The organism is Streptococcus sp. LMAG:39 (genome assembly GCF_008680485.1).
Taxonomy (GTDB): domain Bacteria; phylum Bacillota; class Bacilli; order Lactobacillales; family Streptococcaceae; genus Streptococcus; species Streptococcus pasteurianus.
In genome coordinates this window covers 299606-321201 of the sequence record NZ_NALE01000001.1, presented here as the reverse complement: position 1 = coordinate 321201, position 21596 = coordinate 299606, and the positions used below count along the sequence as shown (strand labels likewise).

General features: G+C 36.0%; 20 protein-coding genes and 1 other annotated feature. Of the genes, 18 read left to right on the top strand and 2 right to left on the bottom strand.

All coding sequences use genetic code 11. The features are described from left to right. Position 1 precedes the first annotated feature (1 nt). From CCC20_RS01600 to CCC20_RS01565, 8 genes are all read left to right on the top strand, one after another. Positions 2 to 1267 carry a hypothetical protein gene (locus tag CCC20_RS01600; RefSeq protein ID WP_069788911.1) on the top strand — a complete coding sequence of 422 codons (1266 nt, stop codon included), beginning with the start codon at positions 2 to 4 and terminating at the stop codon, positions 1265 to 1267. A 31-nt stretch (positions 1268 to 1298) separates the two neighbouring features. Then, a complete protein-coding gene (locus CCC20_RS01595) occupies positions 1299 to 2831 on the top strand; it encodes a glycosyltransferase family protein (RefSeq protein WP_117566899.1) in 1533 nt (510 codons plus the stop codon). A 117-nt stretch (positions 2832 to 2948) separates the two neighbouring features. Next, positions 2949 to 3875 (top strand): glycosyltransferase family 2 protein, encoded by a 927-nt coding sequence (locus CCC20_RS01590; RefSeq protein ID WP_003065433.1) that lies wholly within the window; start codon positions 2949 to 2951, stop codon positions 3873 to 3875. A gap of 83 nt (positions 3876 to 3958) precedes the next feature. Beyond that, positions 3959 to 5599, top strand: a complete 1641-nt coding sequence (locus CCC20_RS01585) for a GBS Bsp-like repeat-containing protein (protein WP_069788913.1) — start codon at positions 3959 to 3961, stop codon at positions 5597 to 5599. 115 nt (positions 5600 to 5714) lie between these two features. Beyond that, positions 5715 to 8687, top strand: coding sequence for a GBS Bsp-like repeat-containing protein (locus CCC20_RS01580; RefSeq protein WP_270619525.1), 2973 nt, complete (start codon positions 5715 to 5717; stop codon positions 8685 to 8687). Positions 8688 to 8699: 12 nt separating this feature from the next. Next, positions 8700 to 9281, top strand: coding sequence for a DUF6287 domain-containing protein (locus CCC20_RS01575; protein WP_003065429.1), 582 nt, complete (start codon positions 8700 to 8702; stop codon positions 9279 to 9281). Between the two features lie 161 nt (positions 9282 to 9442). Further along, positions 9443 to 10660: a peptidase T gene (gene pepT, locus CCC20_RS01570; protein WP_270619527.1), complete on the top strand. Its 1218-nt coding sequence runs from the start codon at positions 9443 to 9445 to the stop codon at positions 10658 to 10660. A 53-nt stretch (positions 10661 to 10713) separates the two neighbouring features. After that, on the top strand, positions 10714 to 11205 hold the full coding sequence (locus CCC20_RS01565) for an EbsA family protein (protein WP_003065427.1): 492 nt from the start codon (positions 10714 to 10716) through the stop codon (positions 11203 to 11205). Here CCC20_RS01565 and CCC20_RS01560 read toward each other — a convergent pair. Next, positions 11192 to 11389: a ferredoxin gene (locus CCC20_RS01560; protein WP_003065426.1), complete on the bottom strand. Its 198-nt coding sequence runs from the start codon at positions 11387 to 11389 to the stop codon at positions 11192 to 11194. The genes CCC20_RS01565 and CCC20_RS01560 overlap by 14 nt on opposite strands. A gap of 44 nt (positions 11390 to 11433) precedes the next feature. Between CCC20_RS01560 and CCC20_RS01555 the strand changes: the two genes are divergently transcribed. From CCC20_RS01555 to rplT, 5 genes are all read left to right on the top strand, one after another. Next, positions 11434 to 11916, top strand: coding sequence for an SAG1386/EF1546 family surface-associated protein (locus CCC20_RS01555; protein ID WP_003065425.1), 483 nt, complete (start codon positions 11434 to 11436; stop codon positions 11914 to 11916). A gap of 15 nt (positions 11917 to 11931) precedes the next feature. Beyond that, entirely contained in the window at positions 11932 to 12612 is a 681-nt protein-coding gene (cmk, locus tag CCC20_RS01550) for a (d)CMP kinase (RefSeq protein ID WP_003065424.1), read from the top strand. 23 nt (positions 12613 to 12635) lie between these two features. After that, positions 12636 to 12763 (top strand) — a sequence feature (ribosomal protein L20 leader region). 14 nt (positions 12764 to 12777) lie between these two features. Then, positions 12778 to 13308 (top strand): translation initiation factor IF-3, encoded by a 531-nt coding sequence (infC, locus tag CCC20_RS01545; protein ID WP_003065423.1) that lies wholly within the window; start codon positions 12778 to 12780, stop codon positions 13306 to 13308. Between the two features lie 37 nt (positions 13309 to 13345). Further along, entirely contained in the window at positions 13346 to 13546 is a 201-nt protein-coding gene (gene rpmI, locus CCC20_RS01540; RefSeq protein WP_003065422.1) for a 50S ribosomal protein L35, read from the top strand. A 51-nt stretch (positions 13547 to 13597) separates the two neighbouring features. Further along, entirely contained in the window at positions 13598 to 13957 is a 360-nt protein-coding gene (rplT, locus tag CCC20_RS01535) for a 50S ribosomal protein L20 (RefSeq protein WP_000124839.1), read from the top strand. Between the two features lie 368 nt (positions 13958 to 14325). Here the strand turns inward: rplT and CCC20_RS01530 are convergent, their stop codons facing one another. Beyond that, a complete protein-coding gene (locus tag CCC20_RS01530; RefSeq protein ID WP_041973134.1) occupies positions 14326 to 16470 on the bottom strand; it encodes an LTA synthase family protein in 2145 nt (714 codons plus the stop codon). Positions 16471 to 16604: 134 nt separating this feature from the next. On the opposite strand from CCC20_RS01530, the gene CCC20_RS01525 reads away from it, so the two are divergent. Genes CCC20_RS01525 through aroC form a run of 5 tightly spaced genes read left to right on the top strand, consistent with a single transcriptional unit; the run spans position 16605 to position 21559 of the window. After that, complete coding sequence (locus CCC20_RS01525; RefSeq protein ID WP_117567038.1) at positions 16605 to 17768, top strand: class I SAM-dependent rRNA methyltransferase; 1164 nt, start codon at positions 16605 to 16607, stop codon at positions 17766 to 17768. Beyond that, positions 17765 to 18442, top strand: coding sequence for a type I 3-dehydroquinate dehydratase (gene aroD, locus CCC20_RS01520; protein WP_003065401.1), 678 nt, complete (start codon positions 17765 to 17767; stop codon positions 18440 to 18442). Before CCC20_RS01525 ends, aroD begins: the two co-directional genes overlap by 4 nt. Continuing rightward, positions 18432 to 19301 (top strand): shikimate dehydrogenase, encoded by an 870-nt coding sequence (locus CCC20_RS01515; RefSeq protein ID WP_003065398.1) that lies wholly within the window; start codon positions 18432 to 18434, stop codon positions 19299 to 19301. Before aroD ends, CCC20_RS01515 begins: the two co-directional genes overlap by 11 nt. Before the next feature lie 22 nt (positions 19302 to 19323). Beyond that, a complete protein-coding gene (gene aroB / locus CCC20_RS01510) occupies positions 19324 to 20391 on the top strand; it encodes a 3-dehydroquinate synthase (protein WP_003065397.1) in 1068 nt (355 codons plus the stop codon). Between the two features lies 1 nt (position 20392). Further along, positions 20393 to 21559: a chorismate synthase gene (gene aroC / locus CCC20_RS01505; RefSeq protein WP_003065395.1), complete on the top strand. Its 1167-nt coding sequence runs from the start codon at positions 20393 to 20395 to the stop codon at positions 21557 to 21559. Positions 21560 to 21596 lie beyond the last annotated feature (37 nt).

Below are 21596 nucleotides of genomic sequence, written 5' to 3'. Positions count from 1 at the left end.
TATGAAAAAGAAAAAATTTATTTTACCAATCTATTATGCTTTTATTAGCTTCCTGTTTACATTGGAGTCTATTATTTATATTAATGACGCTGGTGATCAGACTAGCTTTGCACATATGGCTAAAAAATATGGCTTCTTTGAGTTTGCCATTTATCGTTATAAAACTTGGTCAAGTAGGTTATTAATTGAATCAACAACTATGTTTATGTCAAATCATTACCTATTTTTTGATTTGACAATGTTGATTTCTTTAGTAATTTTCTTCTACTGCTTTAATGGAATCTTTTTAAATAAAGAAAAATATTGGAAATTGCAGTTTGTATCACCAGTTATTTTTCTTCTTTCTTTTCCTAGCTTATTTTTCACAAGTGCAGGATTGATTGCAACTGTTACTAACTATCTTTTTCCAATGATTTCTTTTGTTATTGCATGGTATTGTATTTTACAAAAGAAACGCTTATATACTTTGGTATCTCTACCATTTCTTATTTTTGCTTGCATGCAAGAACAGTTTACTGTTTATGGATTTATTTTATTTATCTATTTATTCATTAAGTCATATTTAGATAATCGAAGAGTAGATAAAAATTATTTGATTGCAACCATTGTATCTTTTGTAGGGATTGTTTCTGGTTTACTATCACCAGGATCTGATAATCGTGTATTTTATGAATCAAAACTATGGTATCCTGACTTTGAAAATCTATCTTTTCCTATAAAGGTTATCAAAGGATATTTAGAGACTAATCGTGTATTATTTGTTACTTCTGAGTTGAATATTGTTTTTCTTTTCCTTTGTTTGCTTATTGTGGCTACTATTGTTAAAAAACAATATTTTTCAGCTTTTATTTCAGGAACAATTATTTACACTATTATTATTCATAGATTTGGTATAAGTAATTTGTTGACTGCTGTTCAAAGAATTATTGATGACCAAAATGATAGGTCTGATACAAGTTACTTTAGTATAAAAGAAAATCTTTATTTATTAGTCCTATACACTTTAATTTTATGTGTAATCGGAGTGATTGTATTCTTAATTTTTAAAGAGTGGAAAGATGGTTTGACGGCTATTGTTATTTTAGCAGCTGGATATGCTGCACGAATGACAGTATCATTATCACCAACTATTTATGCTTCAGGTGTTAGAACATATACTCCTCTAATTTTTTCATTATTAATTGTTATTTTAATGATTGTGAAGGAAATATATTTTGATTTTAAAAAATATAATTCAATTAGAGAGAAGGAAAATGTAGCAATTTGAAGTTTTTAACCTTTTTATAAGGAGAAGTCTTTTGAAATTTCTTGCCTTTTTAGGAGAAAAAGCCATCCTTGTGTGGTCATTCTTGTTATTTTTACTTTTAGGAATATCAAGTATTTTAGTAAGAACTAATATGCCGATGGATGGTTCTGAACTATCAAATATGCAAACAAATGGAATAGTTTTTTTCATTAGCTTAGCTATTTTTCTTGTTTTGTTGTATTTTTGTGTTCGTTCGTTAGTTTTTATTAAAGAATCTTACTTATTTATTTTTGGAACTATTTTTTATCTTATCTTTGGGATTTATTTGATTCTTCATCAAAACGATGTGCTTCGCCATGATGCTTTAGCTGTTTTAGAGGCGGCTAAAGCATTGAATAATGGTGATTTTCAAATTTTGACGGATGTTTCGGGGTATCTTCACAAATATCCCCATCAACTTGGTTTGGTTAGCTTTGAACGTTTAATTTTGACGCTGTTTGGTGAGGCGAATGTTAAGGTATTTTTCATTTTAAATTTACTGATGGCAATAGCTGATAATTTCTTTCTTTGGAAAATAACTCAGCGTTTATTTAAAAAAGAAAGTATTTCAAAATTAGTTATTCTATTATCATTCGTCTTTTTCTCACACCTTTTCAATATTTTATTTGTTTATGGATTAACTTATGGTCTTTTCTTTGCAATTATAGGACTTTATTTTTTACAAATTTACTTTGAAAAAAGAACATGGATCACGTTAATATTAAGCATTGTTTTTTTGACACTATCAGATATTATTAGGAATAATTATATTATTTTAATAGCATCTATCCTTATTGTTTTAACATTAGATTTTCTTCGCAATAAAGCTAAGAAGAATTTAGCGTTTATAGTTATTCTGTTATTTTCAATTTTTGCAAGTAATCATGCGATATCTGGTTATTATAAAAATTTAGCTAACACATCAAATCTAGAAGGAGAACCCAAAATAGCTTGGATAGCAATGGGATTGAATGACACTCCGCTTTATAATCGTGTTGCTGGTTGGTACGATGCGTATGTTGAAAATGTTTATAATGAGTATAATGGAGATAGTGAAGATATCGAAAAGGCAAGTGAAGAACAGATTACTAGCCGAATCAATTACATGATTAAGCATCCTAAATACGCATGGAATTTCTTCAAGAATAAATTTCTTTCAACGTGGACAGATAGTCTGTTTGAATCTATTTGGTCTGGTCCAGTTACTAAGATGCCTGTTGAAGGTCAGAAAATTACTGGGCGTTTAATGGACAGTATTTATCATGGGAAAACAATCTATAAGCTACTGTATTATTTTTCCGCATTATTATTGGTTGTGATATATTTGAGTGTTATTCCAAGCATTTTTAGTCAATTCATTCAAAAGAAGTCGGTCAATCTTTATCTTTTAATTCCTTTAATTTATCTATCTGGTGGTTTTATTTTTCACCTTATTTGGGAAACGAAGAGTCAGTATGTGTACCCATATGTATATCTATTGTTACCATTATCTGCTTTTGGACTAGATTATATTACAACATATGTAAAGGAATTAAGAACTTCTTAATTTATAGTAGTAAAAAATGATGGAAATATACTTTCCTCATTTTTTTTGTAAAAACTTTATGATATACTAGGAAACGTAAGAAGTGTAAAACTAGCTTGTGAAAGGCTTATTATTAAGATGAAAAAACTATCTATCGTTGTTCCTTGTTACAATGAGCAAGAAACAATTTACCCATTTTTGGAAGAAACTCAAAAAGTCGAGCAAAAGTTAAAAAATCATTTGGTATTTGATTATATTTTTGTTAATGACGGTTCAAAAGATGAGACATTGAACGTATTGCGTGATGTTGCAAGTCGTTTTCCTAACGTTCATTATCTGTCTTTCTCACGTAACTTTGGGAAAGAAGCAGGGCTTTTAGCAGGGCTTGAGGCAGCTGATGGTGATTTAATTACTGTTATGGATGCGGACTTACAAGATCCACCTGAGCTTTTGATTAATATGTATCAGAAGATTTTAGAAGGCTATGATGTTGTTGGAACACGTCGCGCCGACCGTAAAGGTGAACCAGTCATTCGTTCTTTCTTTTCTAAGATGTTTTATAAAATAATAAATGCTGTTTCAGATACTGAGATGGTAGACGGTGCGCGTGATTTCCGTCTGATGACTAGACAAGTTGTTGATAGCATTTTAGAACTTGGTGAAGTCAATCGTTTTTCAAAGGGAATTTTCTCATGGGTTGGTTACAATGTGACTTACATTGCTTATGAAAATCGTGAGCGTGTCGCTGGTGAAACGTCATGGAACTTTTGGAGTTTATTAAAATACTCAATGGAAGGGTTCATCAACTTTTCTGAAGCGCCATTGAATCTTTCTTTGTGGGCTGGTGCGGTATCATTTTTAGCATCAATTTTAGGAATTTTATTTATTATTGTTCGAAAATTGACTATCGGTGGTAGCGTCACTGGTTGGGCTAGTCTAGTTTGTATCATCTTGTTCATTGGTGGTATTCAACTGCTTGCTCTCGGAATCATTGGAAAATACATTTCCAAAATTTTCCTTGAAACCAAAAAACGCCCAGCTTACATTGTAAAAGAAAAAGGGTAAATTATTAAATAATACCAGATTTTATAGCTGTTTTTCCGAATTATATAGTGTAAACACATTATACAAAGGAGGAGAACAGCTTTTTGAGTAAACTTAAAACAGCTTTATTGTCAACGGTTGTACTAGGTGCAACTTGTCTTTCACATCCAGTTTTTGCTGATCAGCAAGGAAATGCCATTATTTCTAAAACTAATTATGATTCAGTGAGTAAAACTTTTGAAGTTATTGCTCAACAATCAAGTAATGGTAAGACTATAAAACAAGTAGATGCAGCTGTATGGTCGGAAGAAAATGGTCAGGATGATATTAAGTGGTATTCAACTTCCGATATTTCGAATGGTCAAGCTAGGGTTCGGTTTAATTTAGCTAATCATGGTAATCGTGCTGGAAATTATATCACGCATGTTTATACCACTTATTCAGATGGTAGCCGTTTAGGAGTTGCTTTGGAGAATATTAAGATTAATCCTAATATGCCACAAGTTTCTGTAAAAGATGGAGCCATTCAAATGGCAACGGACGTTTACGCCCCATCAAACGGTATCATTTATTATGCGGTGTGGTCAGAGGAGGATGGTCAAGATGATATTAAATGGTATCCAGATACTGGAACAGGGATTACATCAGCAGATTTGAAAAATCATAGCGGATATGGAAAGTATAATATACACACTTACTTATTTCAAAACGGAAAGATGACTGGAATAAGCGGTCAAGATATTACAATTAATAGACAAAATATTTCTTATCAAATTACTCCAGTTGATGATAAAAATTATGATGTTTTAATAACTAATGTTCCAAATTATATGTCATCTATCTCGGTGCCGACATGGTCTAATGTAAATGGTCAAGATGATGTTAAGTGGTACACGGCAAGTAAAATTTCAGAGAATACTTATAAAGTAAGGGTTCAACTGGCTAATCATGGTTTTGCTTTAGGAGATTATAGTGTCCATATCTATGGTCAAAATGCAATCAGCAATAGCTTTGAAGGTTTAGCTGTAACAACAGGTTTTAAAGTAGAACAAATTAGTGGCTTGGTAAGTCCGGATGTTAACATTAGTGATAGCAATGTTACAGCAGGAACATTTAAAGTTAATGTTTCTGAAAAAGCCATGTCAAAAAGAGTTACAACTTTACGCGTTCAGGTAACATCTAATTCAAATTCTCAAAAATCAAAAACATATGAAGCCAAGACAACTACTTATGGTAAAATCAGTCAGGTAGTGGATTTGAAATCTATTAATTCCCAAGCGGATACTTTTTCTGTATCTGCAACGGTAATCTACTCTGATAATTCAACAGCTAATTTTGCACTTTCTAATCAGTCGTATAAACCACAAGCTACCCCAACCCCTCGTATCACGACTTACATCAATGAAACGAATACTTACCCTGTTGGTCAGTGTACTTGGGCGGTGAAATCATTAGCACCATGGATTCCGAATTGGCTTGGAAATGCTGGTGGCTGGGCTACAAATGCCAGAGCTAAGGGATTTAGGACTGGTTCAACGCCACGTGTGGGGGCGATTGCAGTTTGGCCCAATGATGGAGACGGTTACGGTCACGTAGCTTATGTGACAGATGTAGCTAGTAATACACGTATTCAAGTTAAAGAATCTAATTACGCTGGAAATCAATACATAGCGAATTTCCGTGGTTGGTTTAATCCACTTGATTCATTTTGGGGTGGAAGTGTAACCTACATTTATCCAGATTAATCATAAGGCGGCGATTTTGAAGTCGCTATTTGTTATACTGCATTTATATGCGCTTGAATGCCATAAAGATTCATGTTACAATGGTGAAAAGGAAGTAAGAAAGAGGAGGAAGCATTTGAAAAAGAATGTCCTGCGAAGTTGTCTTTTATCGCCAGTGATTATCGGAGCTTTTCTAAGCTCAGGTTTAGTTTTGGCAGATGAAAATACAACGATTTCTACAACAGCTGAGAATATTCAAGCGGAGCAAGTTTCATCAACGACAGAAAACAATTTTGCAGATACATCTGTATCCGAAGTAGAACAAGCAACGGAATCGTTATCTGAACAGTCGCTTGTAGAAGATAGCGGTAACGAAACAACGGTTTCTGAAAATAATTCTTCAATAGATTCAGCAACTACAGACACAACAGATGCGACAGTAGTAGCTAATGAGTCAGGGTTGTCTGATATGTCAGATAACCCTAGTGCTAATAAAAAAGCAGAAGAAGTCAGTGAGGATTCTCAAACAGCAGAAGTGGTAGAAACAAGCACTACAATCACTAGTGCTGTGGATGAAGAAGCTACGGAAGATGACAATGAGACTTTAACCGTGAATACTGATACTGTTTCTGAAGTCAACACAACAAGTCTTGCGACGTCATTGGTGCAATCAACAGCAAAGAAAGTGACTTCAACCCAGACTCAAAAATCATTAGTAGAGGCTTCTGTTTCTGGAAATACGCTTTCCATTCAATATAATGGAATTATCACAGCAGGAGAATCTCTAAAATTTGCGGTTTGGTCTGACAATAATGACCAAGATGATTTGGTTTGGTATGATGCAGATGCTTCTGGGGCAGCTTATATTGATTTATCAAATCATAAAGATTATGGTGTTTATAATATTCACACCTATTCTTTCCAAGATGGTCAAGCTACTGGTTTGAATGCTATGACTGTAACGGTGGCACGTCCAGAAGTCACAACAAATATTACACAAACGAGCAATGGCAATTTCACCATTACAATTAGTAATGTGCCTGATAGCATTACTAGTATTTTAGTACCTGTTTGGTCTGATAAAAATGGCCAAGATGATATAAAATGGTATTCTGCTACACAAACTGGGACAGGAACTTATCAAGCTACAATTTCAGTTGCCAATCATAATAGTAACAATGGTCATTATAGCGCCCATATTTATGGACAAAGCAGTATCACAGGTGGCTTAATTGGTTTGGCAGTAACGTCTGGTTTTGATAATGTAGATACTCGTCCTAATGCCACAGTTTCAGTTGTTAATTATTCTGAGAATAAAACAACATTTGATGTCGTTGTCACTGGTAGCTCTGCAACAAAAACAATCACATCAGTTGCTATCGCTGTCTGGTCAGAGGATAAAGGGCAGGACGACCTTATCTGGTATACACCAACGATTACCAATAATTCTGCGCGTGTAACGATTGATATTGCTAATCATTCTAACACATCAGATATTTACAATGTTCACGTTTATACTGACTACGCTGACGGTACACGTGTGGGGCAAGTTTTGGGAGCTTATCAAATTACAAAACCAACGCCTAAAAACGATGTGACGGCAACCCTGACAAGTGATGGTATTGCTTTAACATTGGATTCTAATACCGTAACGGATTATAGCAAGGTTAAATTTGCGGTTTGGTCAGATGACAAAGGTCAAGATGATTTGGTTTGGTACGATGCAAGTTCTTCTGGAACAGCTTTAGCATCATATGAAAATCATTCAGGATATGGAACTTACCATATTCACACGTATTCATTTGAAACAGGTAAAGCTGTTGCTTTGGATGCGACAGATATTGTTATTGAAAAGCCAAATGTTCAAACAACTATTACTAAAGTTGATGACAATACCTACAAAGTCACGATGACAAATGTACCAATTTATATCAAATCAGTATCTTTACCAGTTTGGAGTACGGTAAACGGACAAGATGATATTGATTGGTTAATTGCGACTAAAGAAGATTCATCAACTTATACTGGTACCATTTCATTGAAAGATCATCATTATGATTCAGGTGACTACAATGTTCACGTTTATGGGCAAAGCAAACTCGGTAATCAGTTTATCGGCTTAGCTGTAACCAAAGGTTTTACAATCACAGAAACAAGTGCAACAGCACCAACAATAACTGTTTCAAATTATGATAAAGATAGTGGAGTATTGACTGTTACAGTCTCTGAGACAAGCACAAGTAAGCAATTGAAATTCATTCGTGTAGCGGCTTGGTCAGAAAGTGATCAATCTAACCTTTACTGGTATACAACAGCAGATATTACTAATGGCACAGCAAGCTTAACAGTAGATGAAAAGTATCATGATTACATCAAAGGTGATTATACGGTGCATGTCTATGTTGATTTTAGTGATGGGACAACATCAGGTTATAATCTAGGTAGCTATACTTTTAATGCAGACCAACCTGTTCAGCAAGAGTCGTCCTATTTCATTGACATCAGTAGTCATAATGGCGTTATTTCAGTTAGTGAATTCCTATCATTGAAGAGTCAAGGAATTACAGGTGTGGTTGTTAAATTGACAGAAGGAACAAGTTATACCAATCCATATGCAAGTTCTCAAATTAGCAACGCACAAGCAGCTGGTTTGAAAGTTTCAGCTTATCATTATTCACATTATGAAACGGCTGCGGAAGCTAAAGCCGAAGCGCAATACTTTGTTTCGGTTGCAAAATCATTAGGGCTTTCAAGTTCAACAGTTATGGTTAATGATATGGAAGCTTCAGAAATGCTAAATGGAGATATTAATGCTAACACGCAAGCTTGGAAAGAAGAAATGACTCGCCTTGGTTATGGTGACTTGGTTTACTATACAATGGCAAGTTGGTTGGATATCAAGGGCGGAAAAGTTAGCACATCAACATTTGGCATGTCTAATTTCTGGGTAGCTCACTATGTTTATGGATACACCTATTTAGATCAAGAAACGGCTAAATCCCTTGCTTATTATTCATCAGCAGCGGCATGGCAATATACAAGTGTATCACCTAAATTATCACATGCTTTAGATGAAAACATTGATTATACTGGTCGCTTCACATGGTAAAGGAGGTTACCAATGAAAAAGAAATTGAGATGTTACCTAACCTTACTTTTGTCTTTAGGATTGCTAGCGGCGTGTTCTACGCATTCGCAAAATAGTACCAATCAGAGTTCTTCGTCAACTACCGTAAGTAGTAGTGTTAAGAAATCGACAAGTTCAAGTGAGACAAGTACATCATTAACTGTTTCATCTGAATCAGAAGAAGCATCATCAACGGAAAGTTCATCATCAACAGAAGTTACGTTAGCTCCAATTAATACAGGTGCTATTTTGAAAGCAGACTATTCAACAATGGCTGGAACGTGGCAGAATGCTTCTGGGGAAACTTTGACGTTTAATGATGCAGGATTGGCAACAGAAGGGTTAACGGCTGATTTTCTGGATATTGATCAAAATGGAATCTTACTCTTAGATGTTCAAACAGGGTCAAAAACAAATGTGACACTTTACATTGTACCTGCTAATACTAGCTTTTCTAGTGATTATTTGAACGGACAAAGTGATAATTCTGAGGTATCAAAAGACCGTATAATTTCTTCTGCCGATATTAGTTCTGGAGATATCGCTAACAAAGCTTATTATCATGTATCAGAATAAAAGTCTTAAATTTTAAAACGAACTCGTTTATTAATTTTATGACTCGTTAAAAAACAGTCCACTGGACTGAACTCGTTCATTAATTTCAAGACTCATGAAAAAACAGTCCACTGGACTGTTTTTTTATGCTATAATGGTAATGAAAAAAATAGAGGTGAATAATGTCTTACGAAAATTTATTAAATCGTTTTTTAAGCTACGTGAAAGTGAATACGCGTAGTAATCCTGATAGTACTACAACACCTTCAACTCAGACTCAAGTTGACTTTGCATTAAACGTTTTGAAGCCTGAGATGGAGGTAGTTGGTTTGCAAGATGTGCACTATTTGACAAATGGCTATCTTGTTGGTACTCTACCAGCTAACGATGCAACAAAAACACGTAAAATTGGTTTTATCGCACACATGGATACAGCTGATTTCAACGCTGAAGGTATCAAACCACAAGTTATTGAAAATTATGCAGGTGGCGCTATTGAACTTGGTCAATCTGGTTATGCCCTCAATCCAGAAGAATTTCCTAATTTAAATAACTACCTTGGTCAAACCTTGGTAACAACTGACGGAACAACCCTTCTTGGTTCTGATGATAAATCAGGTATTGCTGAAATCATGACAGCCGTTGAATACTTGGTAGCTCATCCTGAAATCAAACATGGTGAGATTCGTGTTGGTTTTGGTCCTGACGAAGAAATCGGTGTGGGTGCTGATAAATTCGATGTTGATGATTTCAACGTTGACTTTGCTTACACGGTCGATGGTGGACCACTTGGCGAAATTCAATACGAAACATTTAGTGCAGCTGCTTTGGAAGTTGATTTCATGGGACGTAACGTTCACCCAGGAACAGCTAAAAATCAAATGATTAACGCTTTGCAACTAGCGATTGATTTCCATAATCAACTACCAAAAAATGAACGTCCTGAAAATACAGAAGGCTATGAAGGATTCTTCCATTTACATGGTACGGAAGGTACTGTGGAAAAAGCGCACAGCTCATATATTATCCGTGATTTTGAAGACGACTCATTTGAAAATCGTAAAAAATTGGTTCAAGAAATTGCTGATAAGATGAATGCTGAATTAGGTAAAGAAAGTGTCATTGTCAATCTTCATGACCAATACTACAATATGAAGAAAATCATTGAAAAAGACCTGACACCAGTTGAACTTGCTAAGGAAGTCATGGAAGATTTGGAAATCAAGCCAGTTATCGAGCCAATTCGTGGCGGAACAGATGGTTCAAAAATCTCATTTATGGGAATTCCTACACCAAATCTATTTGCAGGTGGTGAAAATATGCATGGCCGCTTTGAATTTGTCAGTCTTCAAACAATGGAAAAAGCTGTGGATGTTATTGTCGGCATTGTCCAAAAATAACCTTAAGCTTTACATAAGTATTGTTTGTTAGAATCGACTAATGGAGGACTGTTATGATTAAAATCTTTGGAAAGATGCGATACCATTGGCAACCTGAGTTATCTTGGTCAATTATCTATTGGTCAATTGCCGTAGCGCCAATGTTTATCGGCTTATCATTACTGTTTGAGCGGACAAAAATACCAAGTCAATTTTTTATCTTATTTGCTATCTTTATTGTGCTGGTTGGTCTTGGTTTTCATCGGTATTTCGTTATCGAAGACAATGGAAGATTACGGATTGTTTCTTTGAATCCTTTTAGAAAATCAAGCGTAGCGATTGCGCAGATTAAAAAGATTGAAGTCAACAAATCTGGGATTATCATAAAAATCAAAAATCAGCCAGATCGTATTTTTTATATGAGAAAATGGCCTAAGAAATATTTTTTAGATGCTTTGGCAGTTCATCCTGACTTTTTTGGCGAAGTAGAATTGATAGACAATTTTATCAAGCTAGATTACTTCGAAGTTTACAAGGCTAACGAAAAAGCTCCTACAAAATCGTAAGAGCCTTTGTTGGGCAGGACCTGATAGCAGTGAGGGCGTCTTGATCTGAGTTAGGAACAACTTTTTCTAAGTCCTCAGAATCAGAGAATTTTACGATACCGTCATCATGGTAATCAAAAAGTTTAGAATATGTCTGGCATAGGCCACAAGCAATACATTTTTGGGGAATTATTGATACTTTCATAGTATTATTGTAATATGAATTGATTTATTTAACAAGGGGACATTATGGCAAAACAACCGTGGGAAGAAAAAGTAGTTGATGACAACGAAATTAAAATTAGCCGTAAAACAAAAGGCTCTGCTATTAGTACGCCTTTGTTGACAGCGTTGCTTAGTATTTTCTTTGTCATTGTCGTTGCGATTTTGTTTGTTGTTTTTTACACTTCAAATCGTGGTAGTGATAAAGCATCAGAGACGTCGAATTTTTATGGTGCATCATCATCTAGTGTTGTTTCTTCATCGTCAGAGGCGTCATCATCAGAGACAACGACTGATGCGTCATCAACAGAAGCAAGTTCAGAGGATACAACCGACTCTTCAAGCTCTACTGGTAGTGGAGATACTATTACTGTTCTATCAGGAGAAGGTGCAGCTTCTATTGCAGCACGTGCAGGCATTTCAGTTGAAACACTCTATGAGCTTAACCCTGACCACATGACATCGGGTTATTGGTATGCTAACCCAGGAGATGAAGTTTACATTAATTAGGAAGAAAAGGAAATCATGAAATCAATTAGAATTGCGATTGATGGTCCTGCTTCAAGTGGAAAGAGTACTGTAGCCAAGATTATTGCTAAAAATCTTGGCTATACTTATCTTGATACTGGAGCAATGTATCGTTCAGCAACTTATCTAGCTTTGCAAAATGGATTAACAGAAAACAACGTCCAAGAAATTTTAGAAGCTTTGTCTAAGCACCCTATTTCTTTTGGACGTGCCGAAGATGGTAGTCAAACTGTTTTTGTTGGTGACAAAGATGTGACACTTGCTATTCGCCAAAATGATGTGACAAACAACGTTTCTTGGGTGGCAGCTATACCAGAAGTTCGCGAAGAACTGGTTGATCAACAACGTCGCATTGCTAAAAATGGCGCTATCATCATGGATGGTCGTGACATTGGAACGGTTGTTTTACCAGATGCAGAATTGAAAATTTTCTTGATTGCGTCGGTAGAAGAACGAGCAGAACGTCGTTTTAAAGAAAACCAAGAAAAAGGTATTGAAACGGATTTTGAAACATTGAAGCGTGAAATTGCAGAACGTGATTACAAAGATAGTCATCGTAAAGTTTCACCGTTGAAAGCTGCTGATGATGCCATTACTTTTGATACAACTGGTGTTGATATCGACGGTGTTGTCAAATTTATTCAAGAAAAAGCAGAAAAAATCATTGACATGAATTAGTCTATGTGATAGAATAGAAACAATGAGAAAAGCAGAAGTGAGAACTTCTCGCCTTGCGACTAAGGTTGTCTGGCCCAACATGTCAAAGATTCTTTCGGGAATACTATGTATGTACGGGCTTGATTTGTCAAGTCCGTTTTTGTTTTTCTCTAAAAAAATAAAGAGGTGAAAATCATAGCTAAGAAAGATCTATTCATTAACGATGAAATCCGCGTTCGCGAAGTTCGTCTCGTTGGTCTTGATGGTGAACAACTAGGAATTAAACCATTATCAGAAGCACAAGCTATTGCTGATGATGCTAATGTTGACTTGGTTTTAATTCAGCCACAAGCTACGCCACCTGTTGCAAAAATTATGGACTATGGAAAGTTCAAATTTGAGTATCAAAAGAAACGTAAGGAACAACGTAAAAAACAAAGCGTTGTGACTGTTAAAGAAGTTCGTCTTAGCCCAGTTATCGATAAAGGTGACTTTGAGACTAAACTTCGTAACGGCCGTAAATTCCTTGAAAAAGGAAACAAAGTGAAAGTCTCAATTCGCTTTAGAGGTCGTATGATTACTCACAAGGAAATTGGAGCAAAGGTATTGGCGGAATTTGCAGAAAGAACGCAAGATATTGCTATTATTGAGCAACGAGCTAAGATGGATGGACGTCAAATGTTCATGCAACTTGCTCCAATTCCTGACAAAAAATAATTGTCAATTTTAAATATTTTAAGAGGAGAATTCTAAAATGCCAAAACAAAAAACTCACCGCGCATCAGCTAAACGTTTCAAACGTACAGGTTCTGGTGGATTAAAACGCTTCCGTGCGTTTACTTCACACCGTTTCCACGGTAAAACTAAAAAACAACGTCGTCATCTTCGCAAAGCCGCTATGGTGCACTCAGGAGATTTCAAACGTATTAAAGCAATGCTTTCAGGTCTTAAATAAGAATAAAGCATTTACTCAATATTATTAAGAATTATTTGGAGGAGAATATAAATGGCTCGTGTTAAAGGTGGCGTTGTATCACGCAAACGTCGTAAACGTGTATTGAAACTTGCTAAAGGTTACTATGGTGCAAAACATATCTTGTTCCGTACTGCAAAAGAACAAGTAATGAACTCTTACTACTATGCATACCGTGACCGTCGTCAGAAAAAACGTGATTTCCGTAAACTTTGGATCACACGTATCAATGCGGCAGCTCGTATGAATGGTTTGTCATATTCACAATTGATGCACGGTTTGAAATTAGCTGAAATCGAAGTTAACCGTAAAATGCTTGCTGATTTAGCAGTTAACGATGCAGCAGCTTTCACAGCTCTTGCAGATGCAGCTAAAGCTAAACTTGGTAAATAAGAATTAAAACAAACGTAAGTTCTACTTACAATCAATTAAGAGTGCTAAGCTTACAGCTTAGTGCTTTTTTTATTCAATAGAATAAAACATGTGAACTATTTATATCGTTACCTAGTGCGCTATGATTTAGACGTTAAGAATTTTGAAATAGCGTGTTCGGGATTACCGTCGAAAAACGGTGATAAGATATTGTTTGCAAGACAGGATTTATTATTTACTTGTGAGTTCGATTTTGGGTCTGCTAGAGGAGAGTTAGGAGAAGTTAGAAGGTAACTTCGACTTTGGAGATAATGATAATATAGGAGTACAAGAAAAATCCCAATCACTAAATGTAATAGTGATTGGGATTTTTCTTGTACTAATTACGGTTAAGAGTCGTCATCACTTGAGCTTGATGAGCTACTGTGCAGTTGCATATAGCTTGGAGCTTTAAAGAGGTCAACGGTAGATTGGTTACCATTTTCGCTATATAAGCTTGTCGATTCATCACCTAGTTTTTTCTCTATCGATTTCAGGCTCTTCAAGGAGTTGGAGTAGGAAATCGACGAACTATCAACGGTTTCTAAACCAGTATCTGTGTCAAAGCGGAGTAAATCTCCCGTCTGGACTTCGTCACTAACGGAAAGCTGTTTAGCAACGGCATTGCGGATTTCTTTTGTTGCCGCAGTAGTGCTTTCATCTGGATTGGTGATTTCTTCACCAGTCGCTGTGTAGTAGAGATGTCCACTATAGCTTGTGTATGTAGGTGTGATATAATATCCAGCTGTTCTGAGAGCAACAGTTTGATCGTTATCCTCAGAAAGCAAATCTTGTCCAAGTTGAACATAGTTGCTAGTATCGACACCAAGCAAGTGAAGAAGTGTAGGTAAGGCATCAACCTCACCACCATAGGTGTCACTAATAAAGCCGTCTGTGTACCCTGGAATGTGAATCATAAATGGAACACGTTGGAGCATAGCATTATCGTACTCTGTCCAAGTTTCTGAATCTTTACCAAGTAGAGGAGCTAGGCTAGTATTTCTTGAATTTGAAATACCGTAGTGATCCCCATAAAGCACGATAATAGAATTGTCATATAAACCAGATTCTTTTAAGTAATTGAAGAAAGCCTCAATGGCAGAATCAAGGTAATTAGCTGTAGCGAAGTAACCATTAATGGTCTCATCATCAGTTTGAGCTAGTGGGAAACCTTCTTCATCAGATTCTCCGGCTAAGCTAGTGTAAGGATAGTGGTTACTTACTGTGATAAATTTCGTATAGAATGGTTGTTGAAGGTGTTCTAAATACTTAATAGAATCAGCAAACATGTATTTATCATTCAAACCATATTGGAATGAATTTTCATCAGTTTGCTCTTGGAAATATGATGAATCAAAGAAGTAGTCATATCCCCACTGTTTATAAGTATTGTTACGATTCCAGAACGAACCGACATTACCATGGAATACAGCGCTAGTATATCCGCCTGTTTGAGCAAGAATAGAAGGAGCAGCAAACGCTGTATTATCTCCACCATAGTTAACCATATATGATCCACTGCTAAGTCCGAAAAGCGATGTTTCCATTAATGTTTCGGCATCGGAAGTCTTACCAGCCTTAACTTGGTTAAAGAAGTTTGAAAAAGAAATAGTTGAGTTTGAGTGATATAGCGAATTAAGGAATGGTGTTACTTCATAAGATTGTCCATCAACTTCCAGTTTGTAGTCAATCAAGAATTGTTGGAAACTTTCCAAATGAATAACGATAACATTTTTCCCTTGAGCAATACCATAATACTTAGAGTTTGGTGCTGCATAATGTTCTGAGACGTATTCTTTAACCTCGGTCAAATCGTCAGCAGTTGCTTCACTACGTTCTTTTTCAGCTTGATAAGTTTGGTTAGCACTATAGACGGTGAAAGATGGTAAACCAAGCGCTCTAACGACATAGACATTTGAGAAACCACGAGTTAGCAACTCAGGTCTATCAATTTCCGCCATAAAAAGGTTGATAGAGAAAAGCAGAGCCGATAATGCTGTAAATGCAAAACTAGCACGTTTGTTGAAAGGACGTTTATCTGTTTTTATTTTTTTTGTAGCAAATAAAATAATTAAGATAATATAATCAAGGACATAGACAATATCCCAAACTCGCAGTAGATTTAAGGCAGAATCCCCTAAACCAGCAGAAACCTTACTACTTGCAAGCATTGCACTAACAGTAATAAAATCAGAAAACTCACGGAAATAAATGGCGTTAGCGATAAGTAGAATATTTAAAATAGTGTAAATAATCCAACTAACGGCATAAAAAACACGTGTCCTTTTAATATAAAGGCTTAATCCAAGTAAAAGCAAACCAATCGGAATGGGGTTAATTATTGAAAGGAAAACTTGATATAAATTTCCCAAATCAAGACTAAAATCAACATGGTAAGCCCACATGGTTTTTAGCCAATACATAAACAAAAGCGTCAAAATGAATCCCAAGCGTGTGTTTAGCACGTGTGAGATAACTTGTTTCAATTTCTTCACTGTAGGAACTTCCTTTATTTTTTTTCCTAAAGATAAAATCTCAGTTTCAATTATATCATAAAAACTTTTTTGTTATGTGTGAGAAATATAAAATTTAGTAGGAAAAATTCTGAATTTTTGATATAATAGGCTTCATGAACAAACTATACGTGGATTCTTTCGTTGAAAAGAAAATTAAGCGTGGCATTCAACTTTTGGATGGAAGAGATTTTCATCAACTTGATTTTGATAATCAGTCGGTTGCTGTTTACAATCATTCTCATCAATTTCTAGGAACGGCTTACTTGTCTCGACAAAATAAGGGAATCGGTTGGTTTTTAGGTCCAAGAAAAATTGAATTGACAGAATCTTATTTTGTGGACTTGTTTACAAAAGCTAAAAAACAACGCCAAAACTTTGAAAATTCAGATTTAACAACAGCTTATCGATTATTTAATCAAGATGGAGATAATTTTGGTGGTGTGACGATAGATCGTTATGCTGATTTTGTCGTATTTTCTTGGTATAATATGTTTATTTATCAGCATCGCGATGTTATTATAAATGCCTTCCAAAAAGTTTATCCAGCTATCAAAGGCGGTTATGAGAAAATTCGTTTTAAAGGACTTGATTACGAATCAGCTCATATTTATGGTCAAGAGGCACCAGCGTCATTTACCATTTTAGAAAATGGTGTCAAATACAGTGTTTTTATGAATGACGGGTTGATGACAGGAATTTTTCTAGACCAACATGACGTTCGTGATGCTTTGATTAATGAACTTGGACTTGGAAAACGTGTCCTTAATATGTTTTCATATACCGCGGCATTTTCAGTAGCAGCAGCAATGGGTGGCGCTACTGAAACAACATCTATTGACCTTGCAAAACGCTCACGTGAATTGTCACAAGCGCATTTTGAAGCGAATGGTCTTGATTTGAGTAATCACCATTTTGTGGTAATGGATGTTTTTGAGTATTTCAAATACGCAAAACGTAAACAATTGACTTTTGATTTGATTGTTATTGACCCACCAAGTTTTGCACGGAATAAAAAGCAAACATTTTCTGTCGCTAAAGACTACCACCGTTTGATTAGTCAAGCTTTGGAAGTTATGTCAGAAAATGGCACTATTATTGCTTCAACTAATGCAGCTAACTTGACGGTCGCACAATTTAAAAAGCAGTTAGAAAAAGGCTTTGCTTCTGTTAAACATGACTATGTCCGTTTGCAACAATTGCCAAGTGATTTCACGGTTAACAAAGCAGATGTCAACAGTAATTATTTGAAAGTATTTACAATAAAGGTTAAAAAATGAAAATAGTAGTACCTATAATGCCTAAAAATTTAGAAGAGGCACAGTCGATTGATATTTCGAAATTCGACGAAGTCGATATTATTGAGTGGCGAGCAGATTTCTTAGATAAGGATGACATTATGACTGTTGCGCCAGCTATTTTTGAAAAATTTTCAGGTCGAGAAATTATTTTTACCATTCGTACGGATAAGGAAGGTGGCAACATTAACTTATCTGACGATGACTATGTTGAGCTTTTGAAAAATATTAATGCTATTTACCACCCAGATTACGTTGATTTTGAATATTTTTCTCATAAAGAAGCTTTTCAACAAATGTTAGACTTCCCAAATCTTGTTTTGTCATATCATAATTTTGATGAAACCCCTGAGAATTTGATGGAGTCATTTTCTGAACTAACGGCCCTTGCTCCACGTGTGGTTAAAGTTGCTGTTATGCCACAGAGTAAACAAGATGTGTTGGATTTGATGAATTACACACGTGGTTTCAAAACATTAAATCCAGAACAAGAATACGCAACGATGTCTATGGGAAAACTTGGACGCGTTTCACGTTTTGCTGTTGATGTTTTTGGCGCTTCGTGGTCATTCGCTAGTTTGGATCAAGCAAGTGCGCCTGGACAGGTTGCTCTTGCAGATATGAAACATATTAGGGAGGTACTTGATGCAGATTAATGGATACACGCGCTTAGCTGCGGTTGTTGCAACACCGATTAAACATTCTATTTCACCATTTATTCATAACTATGCTTTTGATAAAACCGGTGTTAATGGTGTTTATGTCGCTTGGGATATTCCTGAAGAAGATTTGGCAATTACGTTAGAAAATGTAAAACGCTATGATATGTTTGGCGTGAACATTTCAATGCCTTACAAACAAAAAGTGATTCCTTACATGGATGAATTGACTGATTCTGCCCAATTGATTGGGGCTGTTAATACGGTTATCAATCGTGATGGCAAATTAATTGGTCACAATACAGATGGTATTGGTTTCTTCAGAAGTCTAGCGACATTTGCTGATTTTGATGTTAAAGATAAAACGATGACGATTCTTGGTGGCGGAGGAGCTGCCACAGCACTCATTGCGCAAGCTAGTCTTAATGGTGCTAGTCATATTAACATTTTTAACCAAACTCAGTTTTTAGAGGCGACACGTGAGAAAGCGCAAGAATTTTCCGATAAAACGGGTGTATCTATCGCTGTTTATCCAGTTGAAGATTTAAAAACAATTCAAGAAAAAGTCTTAGATTCACAACTTTTCGTCAATGCTACAAGCGTAGGTATGGACGGAAAATCAATGATTATTACAGAAAATTTTGAATTTCCAGCAGGTTTGTTGGTTGCTGATACGATTTATCAACCATTTGAAACACCATTTTTGAAATTAGTTCGTAGCAAAGGCTTAACAGCTTTTAATGGTTTAGGAATGCTTTTATTCCAAGCTGCTGAAGCTTTCGAAACCTGGACTGGTGAAACAATGCCTACAGCTGAAATCTGGTCAGCGCTTGAAGAAAAATATAACACGAAATAAGAACAACTGATAGGTGATGCGAATGAAATTGAATGTTAATCTCCCACAGACACCTTATGATATTGTGATTGAAAAAGGTATCTTATCAAAAGCTGGTGATTGGGTCAAAAAACTTTGGAAACCACAAAAAATCGCTATTATTACTGATAATCATGTTGGCAGTTTATATGCTGAAAAGATTAAGCGAAGCATTGAAAATGCTGGTTTTGAAGTGATTGTCTTTGGCTTTTTGGAAGGTGAAGCTTCTAAAAATTTAAAAACAGTTAACAAAGTTTATGAATTTCTTGTTAAAAATGGTATGACACGCAGTGACGGTATTGTTGCGCTTGGTGGTGGTGTCGTAGGAGATTTAGCAGGTTTTGTAGCCTCTACTTATATGCGTGGCATTCATTTCTTACAAATTCCGACGAGTTTAACAGCTCAAGTTGATTCATCTATTGGTGGTAAAACAGGGGTTAATACGCCATTTGCCAAAAATATGGTGGGGACATTTACCCAACCAGATGGTGTTTTAATTGATCCTGAAACTTTACAAAGTCTTGGCAAACGTGAACTCATTGAAGGTATGGGGGAAGTTATCAAATATGGTTTGATTGATGATGTTGAACTTTGGAAAGAATTATCTGCTATGGATGGCTCCCCTGAAAGCATTTTAGAGCATGCTGAGAGTATTATTTACCGTTCGTGCAATGTTAAACGTAAGGTTGTTGTTGAAGATGAACTTGATAATGGTGTTCGCCTTTATCTTAACTTTGGCCATACCATTGGTCATGCGGTTGAAGCGACTGCGGGCTATGGAAAAGTCATGCACGGTGAAGCTGTTGCCATTGGAATGGTACAAATTTCTCGTGTTGCTGAGAAAAAAGGCTTGATGCCTCAAGGTATTACGGAAGAAATTTTTGACATGTGCCAAAAATTTGGTTTACCTACAGATTACGAACCATGGCATGTTGACGAACTTTATAGTGCTTTAGTACATGATAAGAAAGCTCGCGGTAAAATGATTAAGACAGTTATTGTACCAGAGCTTGGTGGCGCAGCAATCAATCAGATTCCACTTGAAGAGATGAAAGAGTATTTGGAGAAGTAAGATGAGATATTTGACAGCTGGTGAATCCCATGGACCACGTTTGACAGCAATTATTGAAGGAATTCCTGCCGGGCTTCCTTTGACTGCTGAGGATATTAATGTTGACTTAAAGCGACGTCAAGGTGGTTATGGGCGTGGTGGACGTATGAAAATCGAATCAGATAAGGTTGAAATCACATCTGGTGTACGTCATGGAAAAACAACTGGTGCTCCAATTACCCTTCATGTCATCAATAAAGACCATGAAAAATGGCTTGATATTATGGCGGTTGAGGATATTGATGATAGCTTAAAAACAAAACGTAAAATTACTCATCCGCGTCCAGGGCATGCTGACCTTGTTGGTGGGATGAAATACCGTTTTGAAGATTTGCGTAATTCTCTTGAACGCTCATCTGCACGTGAAACAACAATGCGTGTAGCCGTTGGAGCGGTGGCAAAACGTATTTTAGCAGAGCTTGATATCGAAATTGCTAATCACGTTGTTGTTTTTGGTGGCAAAGAGATTGATGTTCCAGAGGGACTGACTGTTTCACAAATTAAAGAATTGGCTAGTCAATCAGAAGTTTCAATTGTCAATCAAGAGCGTGAACAAGAAATCAAAGATTATATTGACCAAATCAAAAAAGATGGTGATACTATTGGCGGTGTTGTTGAAACTGTTGTTGGTGGCGTTCCAGTTGGTCTTGGTTCTTATGTTCAATGGGACAAGAAACTTGATGCAAAAATTGCAGGTGCGGTCGTTTCAATCAATGCTTTCAAGGGAGTTGAATTTGGTTTAGGATTTAAAGATGGTTACCTCAAAGGAAGCCAAGTCATGGATGAAATTCTTTGGACCGAAGAAGATGGTTACACTCGTCGTACCAATAATCTTGGTGGTTTTGAAGGTGGTATGACTAATGGACAACCAATTGTTGTTCGAGGAGTCATGAAACCTATTCCAACACTTTATAAACCTTTGATGTCAGTTGATATTAAAACACATGAGCCATATAAAGCAACGGTTGAACGTTCAGACCCAACAGCTCTTCCAGCAGCAGGCGTCGTTATGGAAGCAGTTGTTGCAACTGTTGTGACAGATGAAATTCTTGAAAAATTCTCTTCTGATAATCTTGAAGAATTAAAAGAAGCTGTTGCTCGTCATCGTGATTATGTCAAACATTTTTAAAAACATAACATTTTGACAATAGGAGGGCATTGGCTCT